Here is a 16,754-nt window from a genome sequence, read left to right on the forward strand (position 1 = left end):
ACCGGCTCATCGCGGTGCACGCACTGACACAACGGTTGCAACGCACCTTTGTCTGCCAGGCCATGGTTGTGCGTCTGGTTCGCACAGCGCACGCAACCCCGTCAAATAGTCGCCAAACCCCTCCCGCGCGCGGCTATGTGCGCGGCTGCTGGTGGCCACGCTGTGCCGCGCGGTCCAGGTGATCTGTGCGCCACTGGCCTCCAGGTCACGCACCAGTTGCACATCCTCATGGGCTTCCAGCGGCTGGAACCCGCCCACGCCCCGGTAGGCGTCGGCAGACACCCCGAGGTTGGCGCCATGCACATGGCGATGCCCTTCGCAGGCCGTGTAGCGGCTGCGGTACAGCTGGCGCAAGGCGGCGTCTTGCCAGGGTTGCCAGCGCTCGATGTGCACCGTGCCGCACACCGCGTCGCTGGCGCACTGCAATTGCCACAGCAGCCAGTGCGGCGGCACGCGGCTGTCGGCGTCGGTGCAGGCCAGCCAGCGGGCGCCTTGGGCGAGCATCAAGTCGGCACCGGCGCGGCGCGCACTGCCAACGTTGCCGGCCTCCACGCTCAAGGTCTGAACCCCATGGCGCCGGGCGATGGCCTCGCTGCGGTCGTGGCAGCGGTCCAGCACCACCAATACCTGTACCTGGTAACCGGCCCGTTCGGTGTGGGCGGCGGCGGCCAGCACCGCTTTCAGGCAGTGGCCCAGGTGTTGGGCCTCGTTGTGCGCGGGGATCACCACGGCAATCATGGGCAGGTCTCGTCGAGGTCGACCACGCGGGGCTGGCACGACCAGTATTCGAGCAGGAAGTCCGCTTCTTCGTGGCGCGACACGGGGTACAGCGGCAGGTGTCGCGCCAGCAGCGCGTGAACCTCGCGCCCGTCTTGCGGGCAACCGGCGATCGGGTGAAGCCAGTGGCAGGCGAGCAGCGCGCCGTCGTCGGTGAGGCTGGCCGCCGAGCGTTCGATCACCTGGAGCCAGTCGGTCGGGTCGAGGTAGTAACCCACTTCACCGAGCACGATCAAATCGAAGCGCCCGCCCGGCCAGTCGTTCGGCAGGCGGGCCTGCTCTACCGTGGCATGCGGGGCGTGCGCCAGGCGCTGGCGGGCCAGGCGCACGGCGTTGGCGTCGATGTCCTGGCACAGCAGGGTGTTGCAGCGCTCGGCCAGGCGGGCGCTGAGTTCGCCATTGGCGCAGGCCGGCTCGAAGACGCGCGCGTAGTACTGGCGCTGCAGGCAGGCCATCAGCAGGTCGCGCTTGCGCTGCTCGTACCAGCGGGTGCGCATGGCCCACGGGTCGTCGCTGCGGGCGTAGAGGTCGGCGAAATAGCGGGCATCTAGGCTCATGGCGGCGGCTCAAAGAAAGACCAGTTCGAAGGGTTGCAGCAGGCACTCTTGCAACTGCGCAGGCACCACCGGGGGCCGGCCGTCGTCGCTCTCCAGTTGGCTGGCATGGGCCGCGAGGGCCAGGCGCTTGCGTGCGAGGCTGGCGTCGCTGAGTTGCACGCGATGGGCGCGGGGCCAGGGCAGGCGCTGGTCGTCGGGGCTGGCCCAATGCCAGGCCCAGACCGGCACTTCGGCCAACTGTGCACCGCGGGCCTGCGCGGCCTGTGCGCAGGCCCGGCCTACCGCCTCATGGTCGGCATGGCCGTCAGCGCGCCAGGGGCACATCAGCAGGTCGCCGGGTTGCAGCAGTTGGTTCAGGTGGTTGACCAGGAAGGCTTCATCGCGCGGCACGGCGCCATCCTTGAGGTTGAGCCGGCGCCAGTCGAGCGCGGCAAGGTCCAGCTTCAGCTGTTGCAGGGCGTGGCGGCTTTCCAGGGGGCGTTGGTGGCGCAGGCGATGTTCGGTCCACTGCGCAGAGCCGGGGTGGCTGCCTTCACCGTCGGTGACCGAGAGCAGCAGCAGGTCGTGCTCACGGCCCTGAAAGTGGCTGAGCAGCCCGCCCGCCATGAGGATCTCGTCGTCCGGGTGCGGCGCCACCAGCACCAGGCGGCGACCGGTAGGGCACAGCTGTGCAGGGCTGATCCAGGTGGCGCGGGCCAGGTGCGCCGATTGTTGCCAGTCACGCCAGGGGGTGCCCTGGCTGGAGGTGATCAAGTCCAGGTTCATAGTTGCCAGGCTCCGGCCGGCACCTGGGCCAGCTGTCGTCCAAGGGCCGCCAGGTCACGCTCGGCGTGACTCTGGCGCAGGAATACCGGCAGGTCCGCGCTGAGCCGGGCGAAATGGGCGCTGCGGCAGAACGGCGTGGCGCCCAGGGCGCGACCGACGTGGTGGATCACCTGGTCCACGGCCTGTTCGACCTGGGCGCGGCTGCGGCGGACTTCGAAGCTGGCATCGGCGCCGGGGTGGCGGTCGATCCATGCGGCGCATTCGCGCAACGCCGCACAGGCACCGTACAACGCCGCGTCCACCGCACCCAGGTGGGCATCGGCGTGCGGGTCGGGGCACGGCTTGCGGCAGTGTTCGCGCAGGTAGTCGGCCAAGGCTTCGGCGGCGCCATACCAGCAGGCGGCGATGCCTGCGCCGCCCTGCCAGAAACCGGGGCGGTCAAGGTATTGGCCGGGCTGACCGATGGCGATGCCGGGCGCATCGTCGAAGGCGACCTCGACGCTGGTGGTGGTGGCCATGCCCACGGCCTGCCAACGCTCCACCTGCAGGTGCTGGCCGGGAGCATCCAGCTCGATGGCGACCAACTGCGGCTGGTCGTCGGCCCAGGCGGTAATCAGCGCCCGGTCGATCTGCAAGGCCCCGGAGCACCAGGCCTTCACGCCGGCCAGGCGCACCGTGTCGGCGTCACGCGCGACGATACGCACCCGGGCCTCCGGCGGCTCGGCCGCCCACACCCCCCAAATGCCATCGCCGACCCGATGCGCCGCGCCACATTCGGCGAGGATCGCCAATGCATCGGTGTGGCCTTCGTAGAGCTTGGCCAACGCCAGGTCGCAACCGGCGACGCGGGCCAGGGTCTGCCAGCGTTGCAGGGTATGACCCTGGCCAGGCAGCGGCAGCAGGTCGAGGTGGTCGGCCTGCAGGGCTTGCATCAACAGTGGCAGCTGGGTGTCGAGGTTCAGCGCCTGGGGGCGCTCGGTGAAACTGCGCAGCAGGCGGTCTAGGGTGGTCAGGTCGAAGTCCTGGATGATGCTCATGAGGGCGACTCCATGGCGGTGTTTTTCTTCCAGCCGCGCAGGTTCATCAAGGCCAGGCAGCATTGCAGCACGATCAGCGCCCAGGCCTGGGCTTGCCAACCCCACAGCGCCCACAGCAGGTTGCTGGCCAGGAAGCAGCAGAAGCCGACCTTGCGCCGCCGCGGGTGGCGCGAGCCGATGCACCAGGCTGCCAGCACCGTGAGCAGCATGGCCGGCCATTGCAGCAGGTCGATCAGCCGCTCCATCAGACCAGCCCCAACTGCTTGCGCATGCGCGCGGTGATCGACTGCCGGGTCTGGGCCATCGCTGCCCACGGGTCGTCCACCTCGATCAGGCGGTCGCGCAGGTTGCCGAGGTGCCATTGATTGGCGCCCTTGAGCTGCGGCAGCTCCTCGCGCCAGATCGGCACCGACGCCGGCAGCCCGTCACGGGCGCGCAGCGAGTAGGCACACGCGGTGGTGGCGCCCTTGCCGTTGCGCAGGTAGTCGATGAAGATCCGCCCGATGCGATTCTTGGGCCCCGACACCGCCGACAGCCGATCGGGAAACAGCCCGGCCAGGTGCTCGACGATGGCGTGGCTGAAAGCCTTGACCTCGTCCCAGCCGGCGCGCCGGGTCAGCGGCACGACCAGGTGCATGCCCTTGCCGCCGCTGGTCTTGAGGAAGACCTCGAGGCCCAGCTCATCGAGCAGGGCAAGGGTCAGTTGGGTGGCTTCGAGCATGGCCTTCCAGGGCAGTGCCGGGTCCGGGTCTAGGTCGAGGACGAAGCGGTCGGGCTTGTCGAAGTCCTTGTCGGTGGCGTTCCAGGTGTGCAGTTCGAGCATGTTCATCTGCACCGCGCCCAGCAGGCTGTCGGCGCGGTTGAGCACCATCGCCGCCTGGCCGGCCTGGGCCTTGTCGTAGGTGAGCACCCGGGGAATGTGCAGTTGTCCAGCGTTCTTCTGGAAGAACAGCTCGCCGGCGAGGCCGTCCGGGGCGCGCAGCAGAGCCACCGGGCGATTTTTCAGCTGGGGCAGGATCCACTCGGCCACCTCGGCGTAGTACTCGGCCACCTGGCGCTTGGTGGTGCCGGTGGTGGCATCGATCACCCGCTCGGGGTGGGTCAGGTGCAGCGTGCCGAGGGCTTGTGGTTCGGGGCTCGGTCGTTTGACGGCGTGCTTGGGCATGGCGCGCTCCCGGCCGATGGCGGTGGCTGGCTTGTCGTCGCGCAGGCCATGGAACACGGCATGGCGCACCACGCCGTCGCGGGTCATCTGGGCGTAGGCCACCTCGGCCAGCAACTGCGGCTTGAGCCAGTGCACGCCACGCGCCTCGGCGCCCGTGGGTGGGTTGGCCAGGGCCGGCTGGGCGGTTTGCAGCGGCGCGAGGCGGTCGTGGAGGTATTGCAGGGTAGTGGTGCTGAAGCCCGTGCCGACCTTGCCGGCGTACTTCAATTGGCCACTGTCGTTGTCGTGCAGGGCCAGCAGCAGGGCGCCGAACGCCGCGCGGCTGCCCTTGGGGTCGGTGTAGCCGACGATCACGAACTCCTGGCGTTGCTGGCACTTGAGCTTGATCCAGTCGCTGCTGCGCCGGCCCACGTAGGGGCTGCCGGCGCGCTTGCCGATCAGCCCCTCCAGTTGCAGGCGGCAGGCGCTGTCGAGCAACGACGCCAAGGGCTGGTCGAAGTCGGCGGAGTAGCGCAGGGTGTCGGACGCAGGGTCTGCCAGCAATTGGCGCAGTGTTTCGCGGCGTTCGGCCAACGGCACCTGGCGCAGGTCCTGCCCGTTTAGGAACGGCACGTCGAACAGGTAGTAGGTAATGGCTTGGTCATCGGCGGTGTCGAAGGCATTCTGCAATGCCTGGAAGTCGGCCACGCCGTTTTCCCCGGCGACCACCACCTCGCCGTCGAGCCACGTGCCGTCGAGCGCGAGCGCCCGAAGGGCCTTGGCCTGGTGGGGCAGCTTGGCGGTCCAGTCGTGGCCATTGCGGGTGAACAAGCGCACGTCGCCACCGTCGAGGCGGGCGAGGATCCGGTAGCCGTCGAACTTGACCTCGTAGCGCCAGTCGCCTTCAGGCGGCGAGTCGACCAGCGTGGCCAGTTGCGGTTGCAGGTGCTCGGGCAGGGCGGCCTTCTTGCGCCGTGCCGGGCGTGCGGCTGGCGCGCGGGCCGCCTTGGCCTTCTTCGGCGCCAGGCTGCGGTCGCTGAGCACGCTGTCGGGCAGGGCTTGGACGATGCTGTAGTCCGCCTCGCTACGCGCCTCGCCGTCGTGGGACTTGACCAGCATCCACTGCTCTTTCTTGCCGGCCAGGTGGGTGCGAAACAGGTTCCACACCCCGGAAAGCTTCTCGCCTCGCAGGCGAAAACGCAGCTTGCCCTTGGCGTAGGCCTGGCGCGGGTCGCCGTCGGGCTCCCAGACGCCGCGGTCCCAGACGATCACATCGCCTGCGCCGTAGTGGCCTTCGGGGATGGTGCCTTCGAAACTGGCGTAGTCCAGCGGGTGGTCCTCCACGTGCACGGCCAGGCGACGCACCTTGGGGTCCAGGGACGGGCCCTTGGGGATGGCCCAGCTCTTCAGGGTGCCGTCCAGCTCGAGGCGGAAGTCGTAGTGCAGGTGGCTGGCGTCGTGTTTCTGGATGCAGTACTGCAAGGCGTGGGGCTGTGCGCGGCGGCGCGATGTGCCACGCGGTTCGGGCGTGGCGTCGAAGTCGCGTTTGCGCTGGTACGCCTGCAGGGGTTTGGCCATGACGGGCTCCGGGAGAATCACAGGTCTCTCAGAGATGGAGGGGGCTGGCAGCGGCAGAGTTCAAAAGACTTTGCTCCGCTGAGGGGGGCGGTTTGTATGCCTGTGTATCGCGGCAGCGACCCTACGCATGTACATGCAAAACCCACGGTTGGCCGACACATCCACGCGACGCAGGGGCGATAGGGTAGGGCCTTCACATCCATCGCAGCGAGGTTCCGACACATGCGCCATACCCATCTGATTGCCAGCGCCGCGGTGTTCGCCGCCTTCACCGGCCTGGCCCAGGCTCAGGACGCCAAGGCCTGGCAGCAGGGCATCCATCGCACCGACCTGACGCGCAGCGACCTGCACGTCCCTGGGCAGGAGGTCATCCAGGTGCGGGTCGATTTCGACCCGGGCGTGGCGTCGCCCAAGCACTCCCACCCAGGGGCGGAAGTGGCCTATGTGATCGCGGGAACGTTCGAGTACCGGTTGGCCGGGCGGGCGCCGGTGACGCTCAAGGCGGGGGATTCGCTGTTCATTCCGGCGGGCACCGCGCATGTGGCCGCCAATATCGGCTCGACCAAGGCGTCGGAACTGGCGACCTACATCGTCAGCAAGCGCGACCCGTTGCTGAAGCTCGAGGAGTGAGCGCCACCGTTGCAGGCAAATGCCTCGCAGGCGCGAGGCATTTGCCGTTGGCGTCAGACCAGGTTGAGGGCGATGTCGATGTTGCCGCTGAGGGCCTTCGAATACGGGCAGGTGCTGTGCGCGGTGTCGATCAGCGCGCGAGCGGTGGCCGGGTCGAGACCAGGCAGGCTGACGTTGAGCCGTGCGCGCAGGAAGTAGGCCGGGCCGGCGGTGCCCAGGTCCACTTCGGCGTCGACGGCCAGGTCCATGGGCAGGGCCACCTTGGCCGCGACTGCGGCCTTGCCCAAGGCACCGATGAAGCAGGCCGACCAGCCGGCGGCCAGCAGTTGCTCGGGGTTGGTGCCGGGGCCGGAGGAGCCGGGGGCGGACAGTTGCACGTCGAGGCGGCCATCGTCGCTGTGGGCCGCGCCATTGCGCCCGCCGGTGGTGTGGGTACGGCCGGTGTAGATCACGTGGTCGATCGGGTTGAGCATGGAACGATTCCTCTGCAAGTCAGGGCGCTGGAGGGGCTGCGGATGGCAGCCCCGACGGCGGCTACTTTGCGTGGCTCATGTAGGCGGCATGTGTCGACGCAGGCGCGCTTGTGCAAGCGTGTGTAAGCGGCGCCGGGGCAGATACACAGCGATACATGCCGGGCGCCTTGCGGCCAGAAATGTGAATTTTCCCCCGTGCAGCGCAGTCGACCGCATGAACCCACCTGATGGAGAGCCGACATGGCCCAGCCAGACGATCCCAGGAGCCCGACCCCGGCAGAAATCGACGACACCGAAGACCGCATGGGCAGCGTGCGCGAGCTGGATTTCAGTGAGCGCAACGATGAGCGTCGCGGTCGCATCGGCGACGAACGCCCTGCGCGCGAGGACGCCAAGGAGTACCCGCCCCAACGTGTCGCGCAAAGTGGCCTGAGTGGTGGCGAAGCCCTGACCGACAGCCTGCACGAAGACAACGTCACCCTCGACGACCTCAGCCCCGACACCCTCTACGACCAGACCGGCGCCCGCGATCCGCGGGAGCCCGGCGGCGAAGGGCCGCTCGATCGCAGCCTGCGGCGGGTCGATGCCGACGAGATCGGCGGTGGTATCGGGCTGGACGAGGCCGAACTGGCCCGTTCCGCGCCGTTGGACGGCGAGCCATGGACCGATCAGGTGATCGACGATGACGACGGGAGCACGCAGCCATGAACGAACAACGTTGTGCCTGCCCGCAGTGCGGGTGTCGTGTGGACGCCAGCGCGGTGGTGCGCGAGGGCAAGCTGTATTGCTGTGAAGCCTGTGCCAATGGGCATCGTAACGGCGAGCCGTGCCAGAGGGGGCAGTGCAAGTGTGCCGAGGGGCCGAGGCCGGATTGACCGCATCAGGGCGTTTGTACCGGTCCTATCGCGGGGCAAGCCCACAGGCTCACCGCTGGCCCTGAAGAGCCTGAGGGGAGCGGGCTGGCCCCGCGATAGGGTCGATACAGCCCACCCAAGCTGCGGTTTCAATGGGTCTGCCAGATGCCATTGCTGCGTTCGCAGTCGTTTCGCGCCTGGCCCAGGCTCGGGGTGTCGTAGTAGTAGGTGATCACCCGTGCATCCTTGGGCAACGCCGGGCGGGTGGATGGTTCGCTGCGGCCGGCGGCCTTGGGGTTGGCCAGCGATTCCTGGGTCAGCGGCGCGATGCAACTGCCCACGCTGCCATCGGCGCAGCGCGGCACGCGGGTTTTTTCGGTGCTGAGCATGTCCTTGCTTTCGTTGCTGCACGACCAGGCGATGGCCTCGGCCGGCATGTTGCCGTAGCTGTAGCAGCTGTGCCGCTCCACCGGCGTGATGGCGTCGCTGGATGAGCGGGTGATCACGTCGCAGGCATCGGCCAGGGCCGCGCTGCCATGCAGGCAGGCGAGGAGCAACAGCAGGGTTCGGATACGCATGGCACACCTCCGGAGTCAGGTCTTGCGCAAGGCTGCCTTGCCGCGCTGGCGCATAGCCCTGGCGCGCTTTTCCAGGACCAGGTAGGTGACGACCGCCAGCAACAGGGGGATCAGGTAGTACAAGGTGCGGTAGCCGAGCAGCGCGGCCACCAGGCTGCCCTGGCCGAGTTGGCCATGCAGCAGAGCGAGGAACACCGCTTCGAGCACGCCAAGGCCGGCGGGAATATGCGCCACCACCCCGGCCACGCAACTGATCAGCAGGACCCCGAGCACCGACGGGTAGAACAGATCGCCCGGCAGCAGCCAGTGGATCAGCGCTGCCATCAGGGCCCAGTTGCTCGCCCCCAAGGCCACCTGGCACAGCGCCAGGCGCAGCGACGGCAAGGTGATCTCGTGCTCGCGCAGCGTCCAGGTACGGCGCTTGGCGAAGGCGCAGGCCAGCAGGTAGCCGAGCGCCACGGCGATCATCAGGCCGCCGACCAGTTGCAGCCCGGTGGCCCCCAGCGCCCAGTTGTCCGGCAGGCGCACCAGGCGCAAGGCGAACACCGTGCCGGCCAGCAGCAGGTAACCCATCCAGTTGGTCAGCAGGCCCAGGGTCAGGATCTTGGTGATGGTCGCGGTGTCCAGCCCCAGCCTGCTGTACAGCCGGTAACGCAGGGCGACACCGCCGACCCAGGTGGTGAAGTTCAGGTTGAAGGCATAGCAGACGAACGCCACCGGCAACACCTGCCGCGCGGGTAGCGGGTGCCCGGTATAGGCGCGCGCGAGCAGGTCGTAGCTGGCGAACACCAGGTAGCTGGCCAGCGCCAGGGCCAGGCCGACCAGCAAGGTGCCGGGTTTGTACGCCAACAGAGACTGGCGCACCTCGTTCCAGTCCAGGTTGCGCGCCAGCAGGTACAGCAGCGTGGGCACCAGCAGCAGGAATACCACCGTCAACAGGCGCTTGGCCCAGGTTTGCCATGTCGTGCGCGCCATCAGGTCTGGCCCTCGTGAATGTCGCCGTGGGCGTGGGCGGTGGGTTGCAGCGAGCGCAGCCGTTGCCGGTGCGCGGGGAACCACCCGGCGATGCGCGGGAAGTAACGGGTGATGTGAAAGCCCAGGAAGATCAGCGGCGCCCGCCACCAGTAGCCACGGATCATGCGCTCCAGGGTCACGGCCTTGCAGTGCTCGCCCGTTAGTTCGCTCAGGTGCGCGTACAACTGCTGGTTGAACGCCCGGTCGCGGATCAGCAGGTTGGCCTCCAGGTTGAACGACAGGCTCAGCGGGTCGAGGTTGCTCGAGCCCACCGTGGCCCATGCCTCGTCGACCAGCGCCACCTTGCCGTGCAGCGGACGCTGGCGATACTCATGGATATGCACGTTGTCACGCAGCAGGTAGTTGTAGAGCAGCCGCGACAGTGCGCGCACCCAGCGCATGTCCGGCTGGCCCTGGAGAATCAGCGTGACCTCGACGCCACGCCGGGCGGCATTGCGCAGTTCGCGCAGCAAGCGGTAGCCGGGAAAGAAATACGCGTTGGCCACCACGATGCGCCGGCGTGCGGCGCGGAATGCTTGCAGGTACTGGGCTTCGATGTCGGTGCGGTGGCGAGTGTTGTCGCGCTCGACCAGCATCGCGGTGGCGGTGCCGGCCGGCGCAGTCGCCGGTGGCACCGGGCTGGGGGCCTCCAGCACGGGCGCGAGCATGCGCCGACTGGAGGCATGCACCTGCGCCACCACCGGGCCGCTGACGCATACGGCGTAGTCCTGCTTGGCCATGGCGCCGAAATCGCCAAGGTGGTCGGCGCTGTAGTTGATACCGCCAATGAACGCCTGCTGACCGTCGACCACCACGATCTTGCGGTGCAGGCGGCGGAACAGGTTGGTGCGCATGCCGGCCAGGCGCGGCTGCGGGTCGAAGGCATGGAAGCGCACCCCGGCCTCGGTCATCGACGAGACGAAGGCGTCCGGCAGGTCGGCGGTGCCGTAGCCGTCCACCGCCACGTCCACGCACACCCCGCGCCGGGCCGCGTCGATCAGCACCTGGCGCAACTGCTGGCCGACCTTGTCATCGTAGATGATGAAGGTTTCCAGCAGGATCTCCTGGCGCGCCTGGGCCATGGCCTCGAACACCCGGGGGTAGTACTGCTCGCCGTTGATCAGCAGCTCGACCTGGTTGTCCTCGACCCATGGGCTGTTCATAGGGCGACCTGCGCGGCTAACGGTGCGTGATCGGAGAGGTGCGACCAGGGGTAGCTGGACAGCACCTGGGCCGAGCACGGGGCGGCGTTGCGCAGGTAGATGCGGTCCAGGCGCAGCAGCGGCAGGCGGGCCGGGAAACTGCGCGCGGGGCTGCCGGTACGGTCGCCGAACGCCTCGACCAGCCGCGCCGACAGCACGCTGTCGGCCTTCAGGCGCCAGTCGTTGAAATCCCCGGCGACGATCACCGGCGCCTTGGCCGGCAAGCTGTCGAGCAGCTCCAGCAACAGCGCCACCTGGCGCTGGCGATGGGCTTCGCGCAGGCCCAGGTGCACGCACACCGCATGCACCTGCTCATGGCCGGGCACGTCCAGCTGGCAATGCAGCAGGCCGCGCTGTTCGTTGCCATGGATCGAGACATCGAGGTTGCGGTACTCGACGATGGGAAACTTCGACAGCAGTGCGTTGCCATGGTCGCCGTGGGGGTAGACCGCATTGCGTCCGTAGGCGAATTGCGGCCACATGCTGTCGGCGAGGAATTCGTATTGGGGTGTCTGGGGCCAGTGCGGGTGGCGCCGGGCGTGCTGCTGGTGGCTGCCGTGCACCTCCTGGAGAAACACCAGGTCGGCGCCCGTGGCGCGCACCGCCTCACGCAACTCGGGCAGGATGAAGCGGCGGTTGAACAGGGTAAAGCCTTTGTGCACGTTGAGGGTCAGCACACTCAGACGCTGCACGGTGGCGGCCTGGGCGGTGATGCTGGCGGGGGCGGGCATGCTCTGGGTCACAGCTGCACCTCCGGCGCCACGCCAGGTTCGGTGACCAGCTCGCCGTCCAGCCCCAGCTTGCCCAGCAGGCGACGGGCATCGTAAGGGGCATGCACTTTCTGGTCGTTGTCGAAATAACAGTACACGTCACGCGTGGCCCGTCGGCGCGGCGCACGCGGCACGACCAGTTGGGCATCTTCCGGCTGGCCGCCCCGGCTCCACGCCTGGATGCGCAGCCGCCAGTGGCGCAAGGCCTTGGCGGTGTAGCCGCTGCTGTAGAGCTCGACATCCCCGTGCAGGCGTAGGTAGACGAAATCGGCGGTCAGGTCCTCGGCATAGGGCCACTTGCCCGCGCTGTCGGCCACCACCAGCGCGACGTTGTGCGCGCGCAGCAGGTCGACGAAGGCGCCGCAGAGAAAACTCGGATGGCGCACTTCCACGGCGTGGCGCAGGCGGGCATTGCGTTTGACCGCGGCGCCATCATCGTGGCCCTTCAGGGGCTCGGCGCAATGGGCGGCGCAGGCGTGGGCGGCCTTGCGGTCGCGGGGCAACAGGTCGAGAAAGCGGCTGAAACGGTCGAGGTCGAGCTTCAAGGTCGGCGGGAACTGCCAGAGGATCGGCCCCAACTTGTCGCCCAGGTGCAGCGGCCCGGAGGCGAAGAAATTGGCCAGCGGCTCCTCGACCTCCTTGAGCCTGCGCACATGGGTGATGTAACGCGGGGCCTTGACCGCGAACACGAAGTCGTCGGGCGTCTGCTCACGCCAGCGACGGTAGCGTTCGGGCGTTTGCAAAGCATAGAACGAGCCGTTGATCTCGATGCTGTTGACCGCGCGCGAGGCGAACGCCAACTCGTCATCCTGGCGCAGGCCCTGGGGGTAGAAGTCCTTGCGCCAGGGGCCGTAGCGCCAGCCGGAAATGCCGATACGGATATCGCTCACGGTGCCTTCCTTCGCCGGGTTGATGGAGTTGCGACCGAGGCGCTGGGCAGGGGTTCAGTGGGGTTGACGAGTGGGGGTGAGGCGCACAGTCAATGGGCGGGCGGCTTGCGAGTGAGGCCCTGCGGAACTTTGCCGGCGCTGGCGCTTTCCACCGCTTACCTGTAGGCGCGGAGCACTGCCATGAAATTCGACCGTTTCGCCCAATGGCTGGCCAACTGGACCGGCCGTCCGCCGACCTTCGCCCTGGCCTTGCTGGTGATTGTGCTGTGGGCGGTCAGCGGTCCGCTGTTCGGCTTCAACGACACCTGGCAGTTGGTGATCAATACCTCGACCACCATCATCACGTTCCTGATGGTGTTCCTGATCCAGAACACCCAGAACCGCGACAACGACGAGTTGCACATCAAGATCGACGAGTTGCTGCGCACGACGCGCAAGGCTCACAAGGCGCTGCTCGACCTTGAAGACATGGACCCGGCGCAGCTGCATGCATTGCGCAAGCAGTACCAGAAACTGGGCGAGCACGGCGACCGGCCGACGCCCAAGGACCAGGGCGAATGAACGCCCGCGACCGCCAAGGCAATGGGAGGCAGGCATGGCCAGACACATCATTCACTTCACCGGCCCGATCAATTCATCCACCTGCGGCAACCTGATCACCACCAGCTCCCGGGCTTTGCAGCAGGGGGCCGAGCTGCTGCAACTGAACATCGCCACCATGGGCGGGGAATGCAGCTACGGTTTCACCCTCTACAACTTCCTGCGCAGCCTGCCGGTGCCGGTGCACACGCACAACCTGGGCACGGTGGAGTCGATGGGCAATATCCTGTTCCTGGCCGGCAGCCATCGCACCGCCTGCGCGTGCAGCAAGTTCCTGTTCCACCCTTTTCACTGGACGTTGCACGGCTCGGTGGACCATGCGCGCATGGCCGAGTACGCCATGAGCCTGGACTACGACCTGCGGCTGTATGCCGAGATCGTCGCCGAACGCACCCAAGGGGCGAGCGAGGTGCTCGACGTGACGCGCTACCTGATGGCCTACCCACGCATTCTGGGCCCGCAGGAGGCGCTGGGCAGCGGGTTGATAGACGCCATCGACGAGATGCCGGTGCCCGCCGACGCCGTGCAGTGGAGCGTGCACGCCTGAGGTGCGCTGATTTTTTGAATCTTCCGGCAAACCCTTGATCAATCACATGTCATCCACGGAGAGGAGAAGGCCCGAGATGCCAGCCCCACAGCTCTACATCATCGACTATCGTCTGCATGGCGCGCCGCGCAGCTTCATCATTCGCCTGGAACGCCTGGACAACGCCGAGGCCTGGCACTGGGCCAGTTGCGATGCGGGGATCGGGATCATTCCCAAGTTCGGGCGCGAGAAGATCAGGAAGATCAGCCGGCCCATGGCCGAACGGTACGGCATCACGGAGGTGCAGTGGCGGTTGTCGGGTGGCCGCTCAGGGGTGGCGAGCACCCAATAAAGCAGGGCGCCCGCCAGGTTTCAGGCCCCGGATTCCGGGTCGCTGGCCGGCACGCCCGGCCGTGGTTGTTCTTCATCGGTGAGGTTGGGGTCGGCATCGGGGTCATCCGCCCGGTCGTTGCGTCGGTCGGGGTCCAGTTCCGGCCAGTCGTTCTGGGCATCACCGCCGCCCATTCGCACACTGTCGTTCATCGTCACGCCCTCGCGAGTAAAAGGGCCCGCCCTGGGGCGGGCCAAGCACAGGAGTGAGAGGCGAAGCCATTGACCACCCCTCATCAGCTCTGAGTGCCTACCGGTGCGCGAGGGTCCACCTCATGTGCCTGGGCACCGACCAACGGTCGCAGCGTTCAACGCGCGGTGGCGGCGTTCAAGGCCCCGGCGCGCGAGACCCGCAACGCCACCAGGCTGCCGAGCACGATGACCGCCGCCAGCGAGTACAACGCCGCGTCGGTCGAGCCGGTCTGGTCCTTGATGAACCCCACCAGGTATGGGCTGAGGAAACCGGCCATCTGCCCCACCGAGTTGATGATCGCCAGGCCCGCCACTGCGGCGCTGGCGCTGAGCAGGGCGGTGGGCATCGGCCAGAACATCGGCAGGCCGGTGAGGGCGCCCATGGTGGCGATCGACAGGCCGAGGATGGCGATGGCGGGGTTGCTGGCGAAGTTCACCGCGATCAGCAGGCCGACGGCGCCCATCAGCATCGGCACCACGAGGTGCCAGCGCCGCTCGTTGCGCAGGTCCGCCGAACGGCCGACGAGGATCATGAACACCCCGGCCAGCAGGTACGGGATGGCGCTCAACCAGCCGATCAGCAGCGGGCTGTCGAAGCCCAGGTTCTTGATGATCGACGGCAGCCAGAAGTTGATCGCGTACACGCCGCTCTGGATGCAGAAATAGACGAAGCCGAAGGTCCAGATCAGCGGGTTGGTCAGCACCGCGAGCACGCTGTCGCCGTGGGTGGCGGGTTTGCGCGCGGCATCGCGGGCCAGGTCGGTCTCGATCAGGCGGCGCTCGCTCGGCGACAGCCACGCGGCCTTCTGGTAGCCATCGCTGAGCAGCGCCACGGCCAGGAAGCCAAGCACGACGGTCGGCAGGCCCTGGATCAGGAACATCCACTGCCAGCCCGCCAGGCCATGCTGGCCGGCGGCGAAGTGGGCGAGGATCCAACCGGAGAACGGCCCACCGAGCAGGCCCGAGACCGGGATCGCCGACATGAACAGGGCCATGATGCGGCCCCGGCGGTCGGCCGGGAACCAGCGCGAAAGGTACAGCACCACGCCGGGGAAGAAGCCTGCCTCGGCAGCGCCGGTGAGCAGGCGCAGCCCGTAGAACTCCATCGGCGTGGTGACGAACAGCAGGCAGGTCGACAAGCTGCCCCAGGCGATCATCATCACCGCGATCCAGCGCCGTGGGCCGAAGCGGTTGAGCGCCAGGTTGCTGGGCAGGCCGCACAGCACGTAGCCGATGAAGAAGATCCCGGCGCCGAGGCCGTACACGGTTTCGCTGAACTTCAGCGCGTCGAGCATCTGCAGCTTGGCGAAGCCGACGTTGACGCGGTCGAGGTAGTTGAACAGGTAGCAGATGAAGATGAACGGAATCAGCCGCAGGGTGATGCGCCGGTACAGCGCGTCGCGGGTGACGTCGTTGCCTTGGTCAGGGGCAGGGCTGTGTGCCATGATGAAAATCTCTGTTGTTATGGTTGTGTCGCAGCGCCTGTCCCGGCGCGCTTGAACGAGTCTCGGCGAGCGCGGCGCGGCTGTCTTTGTGCTTTTGCACAGCGTCTGGCCAGTGAGGCTGTGCCGCCGAACAAAAGCCTATCACCGTAAGGATCCCCGCATGTTCGAACTGGACCACGACCTGGCGCAGGACATCGTCGACCGGGCGATGGCCATTTTGCCGTGCAATGTCAACGTCATGGACAGCCAGGGCCTGATCCTCGGCAGCGGAGAGCCGGAGCGCATCAATACCCGCCATGAAGGCGCCCAGCTGGTGCTGGCCAACGGGCGCATCGTCGAACTCGACGGCGAGGCGGCCAAGTGCCTGAAAGGCGTGCAGCCGGGGGTGAACCTGCCGCTGCTGCTCGATGGCCGGCTGATCGGCGTGCTCGGCCTTACCGGCGACCCGCAGCAACTGCGCACCTACGGCGAGCTGGTGCGCATGACCGCCGAGATGCTCCTGGCCCAGCGTCACCTGCAGGTGGAGCAGCAGTGGCGGCGCCAGCGTTGCGACGACTTGCTGGCCTTGTTGCTCGGCGGCAGCGGCGAATCGCCTCGGCTGGTGGACGAGGCCCAGCAACTGGGCCTGAAGCCGCAGTTGCCCCGCACCCCGTGCCTGTTCGAGCTGGAGTCTGGCCCGCCCGCCGAAGCCCTGTCGGCCTGGCTGATGAGCCGCTACCCGGACAGCTGGTGCGTCAGCCCCGCGCGCCAGTCGCTGTTGTGGTGCCGCCCGGCGGCCCTGGCGCTGGATGAGGCGCGTCTGCTCGAACGTCTTCAGCGCCATGGCTGGCAGGTGCAGCGGCTGGCCTTGGGCAGCCCGGTCCAAGGCGTCGAGCCCTTGCGCCGTGGCTACCGACGGGTGCGCGACCTGCTGGCCTACGGCCGCGAAGTGCTGCCTGGCGAGCGCCTGCTGAGCCTGGCGCGTTATCGTCTGCCGGCCTTGCTCTGGCGCCACCGCAACGACGACGCGCTGGATGAACTGCTCGAACCGCTGCAACGCATCCGCGCCAAGGATGCCAGCGGCCAACTGCTGGCCACGCTGCGCGCCTGGTGCGCCCATGACGGGCAGAGCCAGGCCTGCGCCGATGCCCTGGGCATCCACCGTAACAGCCTGCGCTATCGCCTGGAACGCATCGCCGAGCTGGGCGAGGTGGACCCGCTGCGACTGGAAGGCATGCTCAGCCTGTACCTTGGCCTGCAGTTGCTGCCCGCCGACTGATGCACAGACGGGCACCATCGCCGGCAGGCGTGGCTTGATCGCGGACGAAAGGCATTTGCCCAATCTCCACCCCG

General features: G+C 67.7%; 21 protein-coding genes. 7 read left to right on the forward strand and 14 right to left on the reverse strand.

Annotated elements, in window-relative coordinates; all coding sequences use genetic code 11:
* Window positions 1–6: 6 nt before the first annotated feature.
* From P0Y43_RS15640 to ligD, 6 genes are read right to left on the reverse strand one after another with little or no spacing between them, the layout of a single operon-like run.
* Entirely contained in the window at window positions 7–738 is a 732-nt protein-coding gene (locus P0Y43_RS15640) for a glycosyltransferase (RefSeq protein ID WP_275638172.1), read from the reverse strand.
* Window positions 735–1,334 (reverse strand): class I SAM-dependent methyltransferase, encoded by a 600-nt coding sequence (locus P0Y43_RS15645; RefSeq protein WP_275638173.1) that lies wholly within the window; start codon window positions 1,332–1,334, stop codon window positions 735–737. The genes P0Y43_RS15640 and P0Y43_RS15645 overlap by 4 nt, the downstream gene beginning before the upstream one ends.
* A 9-nt stretch (window positions 1,335–1,343) precedes the next feature.
* Complete coding sequence (locus P0Y43_RS15650) at window positions 1,344–2,099, reverse strand: PIG-L deacetylase family protein (protein ID WP_275638174.1); 756 nt, start codon at window positions 2,097–2,099, stop codon at window positions 1,344–1,346.
* On the reverse strand, window positions 2,096–3,136 hold the full coding sequence (locus tag P0Y43_RS15655; RefSeq protein ID WP_275638175.1) for an acyl-CoA dehydrogenase: 1,041 nt from the start codon (window positions 3,134–3,136) through the stop codon (window positions 2,096–2,098). Before P0Y43_RS15655 ends, P0Y43_RS15650 begins: the two co-directional genes overlap by 4 nt.
* Window positions 3,133–3,381 carry a hypothetical protein gene (locus P0Y43_RS15660; protein ID WP_275638176.1) on the reverse strand — a complete coding sequence of 83 codons (249 nt, stop codon included), beginning with the start codon at window positions 3,379–3,381 and terminating at the stop codon, window positions 3,133–3,135. Before P0Y43_RS15660 ends, P0Y43_RS15655 begins: the two co-directional genes overlap by 4 nt.
* On the reverse strand, window positions 3,381–5,858 hold the full coding sequence (gene ligD, locus P0Y43_RS15665; RefSeq protein WP_275638177.1) for a DNA ligase D: 2,478 nt from the start codon (window positions 5,856–5,858) through the stop codon (window positions 3,381–3,383). Before ligD ends, P0Y43_RS15660 begins: the two co-directional genes overlap by 1 nt.
* Before the next feature lie 222 nt (window positions 5,859–6,080).
* Here ligD and P0Y43_RS15670 point away from each other — a divergent pair, with 222 nt between their 5' ends.
* On the forward strand, window positions 6,081–6,488 hold the full coding sequence (locus P0Y43_RS15670; protein WP_275638179.1) for a cupin domain-containing protein: 408 nt from the start codon (window positions 6,081–6,083) through the stop codon (window positions 6,486–6,488).
* A 53-nt stretch (window positions 6,489–6,541) separates the two neighbouring features.
* Here P0Y43_RS15670 and P0Y43_RS15675 read toward each other — a convergent pair whose 3' ends face one another.
* Window positions 6,542–6,961 (reverse strand): organic hydroperoxide resistance protein, encoded by a 420-nt coding sequence (locus P0Y43_RS15675; RefSeq protein ID WP_275638180.1) that lies wholly within the window; start codon window positions 6,959–6,961, stop codon window positions 6,542–6,544.
* 240 nt (window positions 6,962–7,201) lie between these two features.
* On the opposite strand from P0Y43_RS15675, the gene P0Y43_RS15680 reads away from it, so the two are divergent.
* Both P0Y43_RS15680 and P0Y43_RS15685 read left to right on the forward strand, forming a co-directional pair.
* Complete coding sequence (locus P0Y43_RS15680; protein ID WP_275638181.1) at window positions 7,202–7,669, forward strand: phosphotransferase system, HPr-related protein; 468 nt, start codon at window positions 7,202–7,204, stop codon at window positions 7,667–7,669.
* On the forward strand, window positions 7,666–7,836 hold the full coding sequence (locus P0Y43_RS15685) for a metallothionein (RefSeq protein WP_275638182.1): 171 nt from the start codon (window positions 7,666–7,668) through the stop codon (window positions 7,834–7,836). The genes P0Y43_RS15680 and P0Y43_RS15685 overlap by 4 nt, the downstream gene beginning before the upstream one ends.
* 128 nt (window positions 7,837–7,964) lie before the next feature.
* On the opposite strand, the gene P0Y43_RS15690 is transcribed toward P0Y43_RS15685, so the two are convergent.
* The 5 genes from P0Y43_RS15690 to P0Y43_RS15710 are packed head-to-tail and all read right to left on the reverse strand — an operon-like array spanning window position 7,965 to window position 12,269.
* Window positions 7,965–8,393 carry a hypothetical protein gene (locus tag P0Y43_RS15690; protein WP_275638183.1) on the reverse strand — a complete coding sequence of 143 codons (429 nt, stop codon included), beginning with the start codon at window positions 8,391–8,393 and terminating at the stop codon, window positions 7,965–7,967.
* Window positions 8,394–8,408: 15 nt separating this feature from the next.
* Window positions 8,409–9,368 (reverse strand): lysylphosphatidylglycerol synthase domain-containing protein, encoded by a 960-nt coding sequence (locus P0Y43_RS15695; protein WP_275638184.1) that lies wholly within the window; start codon window positions 9,366–9,368, stop codon window positions 8,409–8,411.
* The gene (clsB, locus tag P0Y43_RS15700) at window positions 9,368–10,570 is read right to left on the reverse strand and encodes a cardiolipin synthase ClsB (protein ID WP_275638185.1); all 1,203 of its coding nucleotides are present in this window, start codon (window positions 10,568–10,570) and stop codon (window positions 9,368–9,370) included. The genes P0Y43_RS15695 and clsB overlap by 1 nt, the downstream gene beginning before the upstream one ends.
* Complete coding sequence (locus P0Y43_RS15705) at window positions 10,567–11,340, reverse strand: endonuclease/exonuclease/phosphatase family protein (RefSeq protein WP_275638271.1); 774 nt, start codon at window positions 11,338–11,340, stop codon at window positions 10,567–10,569. The genes clsB and P0Y43_RS15705 overlap by 4 nt, the downstream gene beginning before the upstream one ends.
* 8 nt (window positions 11,341–11,348) lie before the next feature.
* Entirely contained in the window at window positions 11,349–12,269 is a 921-nt protein-coding gene (locus P0Y43_RS15710) for a DUF72 domain-containing protein (RefSeq protein WP_275638186.1), read from the reverse strand.
* Window positions 12,270–12,449: 180 nt separating this feature from the next.
* Between P0Y43_RS15710 and P0Y43_RS15715 the strand changes: the two genes are divergently transcribed.
* The 3 genes from P0Y43_RS15715 (at window position 12,450) to P0Y43_RS15725 (ending at window position 13,747) form a co-directional block, all read left to right on the forward strand.
* Window positions 12,450–12,830: a low affinity iron permease family protein gene (locus P0Y43_RS15715; RefSeq protein WP_275638187.1), complete on the forward strand. Its 381-nt coding sequence runs from the start codon at window positions 12,450–12,452 to the stop codon at window positions 12,828–12,830.
* Between the two features lie 34 nt (window positions 12,831–12,864).
* Window positions 12,865–13,416, forward strand: a complete 552-nt coding sequence (locus P0Y43_RS15720) for an ATP-dependent Clp protease proteolytic subunit (protein WP_275638188.1) — start codon at window positions 12,865–12,867, stop codon at window positions 13,414–13,416.
* A 76-nt stretch (window positions 13,417–13,492) separates the two neighbouring features.
* Window positions 13,493–13,747, forward strand: coding sequence for a DUF6555 family protein (locus tag P0Y43_RS15725; RefSeq protein ID WP_275638189.1), 255 nt, complete (start codon window positions 13,493–13,495; stop codon window positions 13,745–13,747).
* 20 nt (window positions 13,748–13,767) lie between these two features.
* On the opposite strand, the gene P0Y43_RS15730 is transcribed toward P0Y43_RS15725, so the two are convergent.
* The gene (locus tag P0Y43_RS15730) at window positions 13,768–13,938 is read right to left on the reverse strand and encodes a hypothetical protein (RefSeq protein ID WP_275638190.1); all 171 of its coding nucleotides are present in this window, start codon (window positions 13,936–13,938) and stop codon (window positions 13,768–13,770) included.
* A gap of 155 nt (window positions 13,939–14,093) precedes the next feature.
* Window positions 14,094–15,422 (reverse strand): MFS transporter, encoded by a 1,329-nt coding sequence (locus P0Y43_RS15735; protein WP_275638191.1) that lies wholly within the window; start codon window positions 15,420–15,422, stop codon window positions 14,094–14,096.
* Window positions 15,423–15,582: 160 nt separating this feature from the next.
* Here P0Y43_RS15735 and P0Y43_RS15740 point away from each other — a divergent pair, with 160 nt between their 5' ends.
* Window positions 15,583–16,680, forward strand: a complete 1,098-nt coding sequence (locus tag P0Y43_RS15740) for a sugar diacid recognition domain-containing protein (protein ID WP_275638192.1) — start codon at window positions 15,583–15,585, stop codon at window positions 16,678–16,680.
* Window positions 16,681–16,754: the final 74 nt, after the last annotated feature.

The sequence above is a fragment of the Pseudomonas entomophila genome (assembly GCF_029193575.1).
Taxonomy (GTDB): Bacteria; Pseudomonadota; Gammaproteobacteria; order Pseudomonadales; family Pseudomonadaceae; genus Aquipseudomonas; species Aquipseudomonas entomophila_G.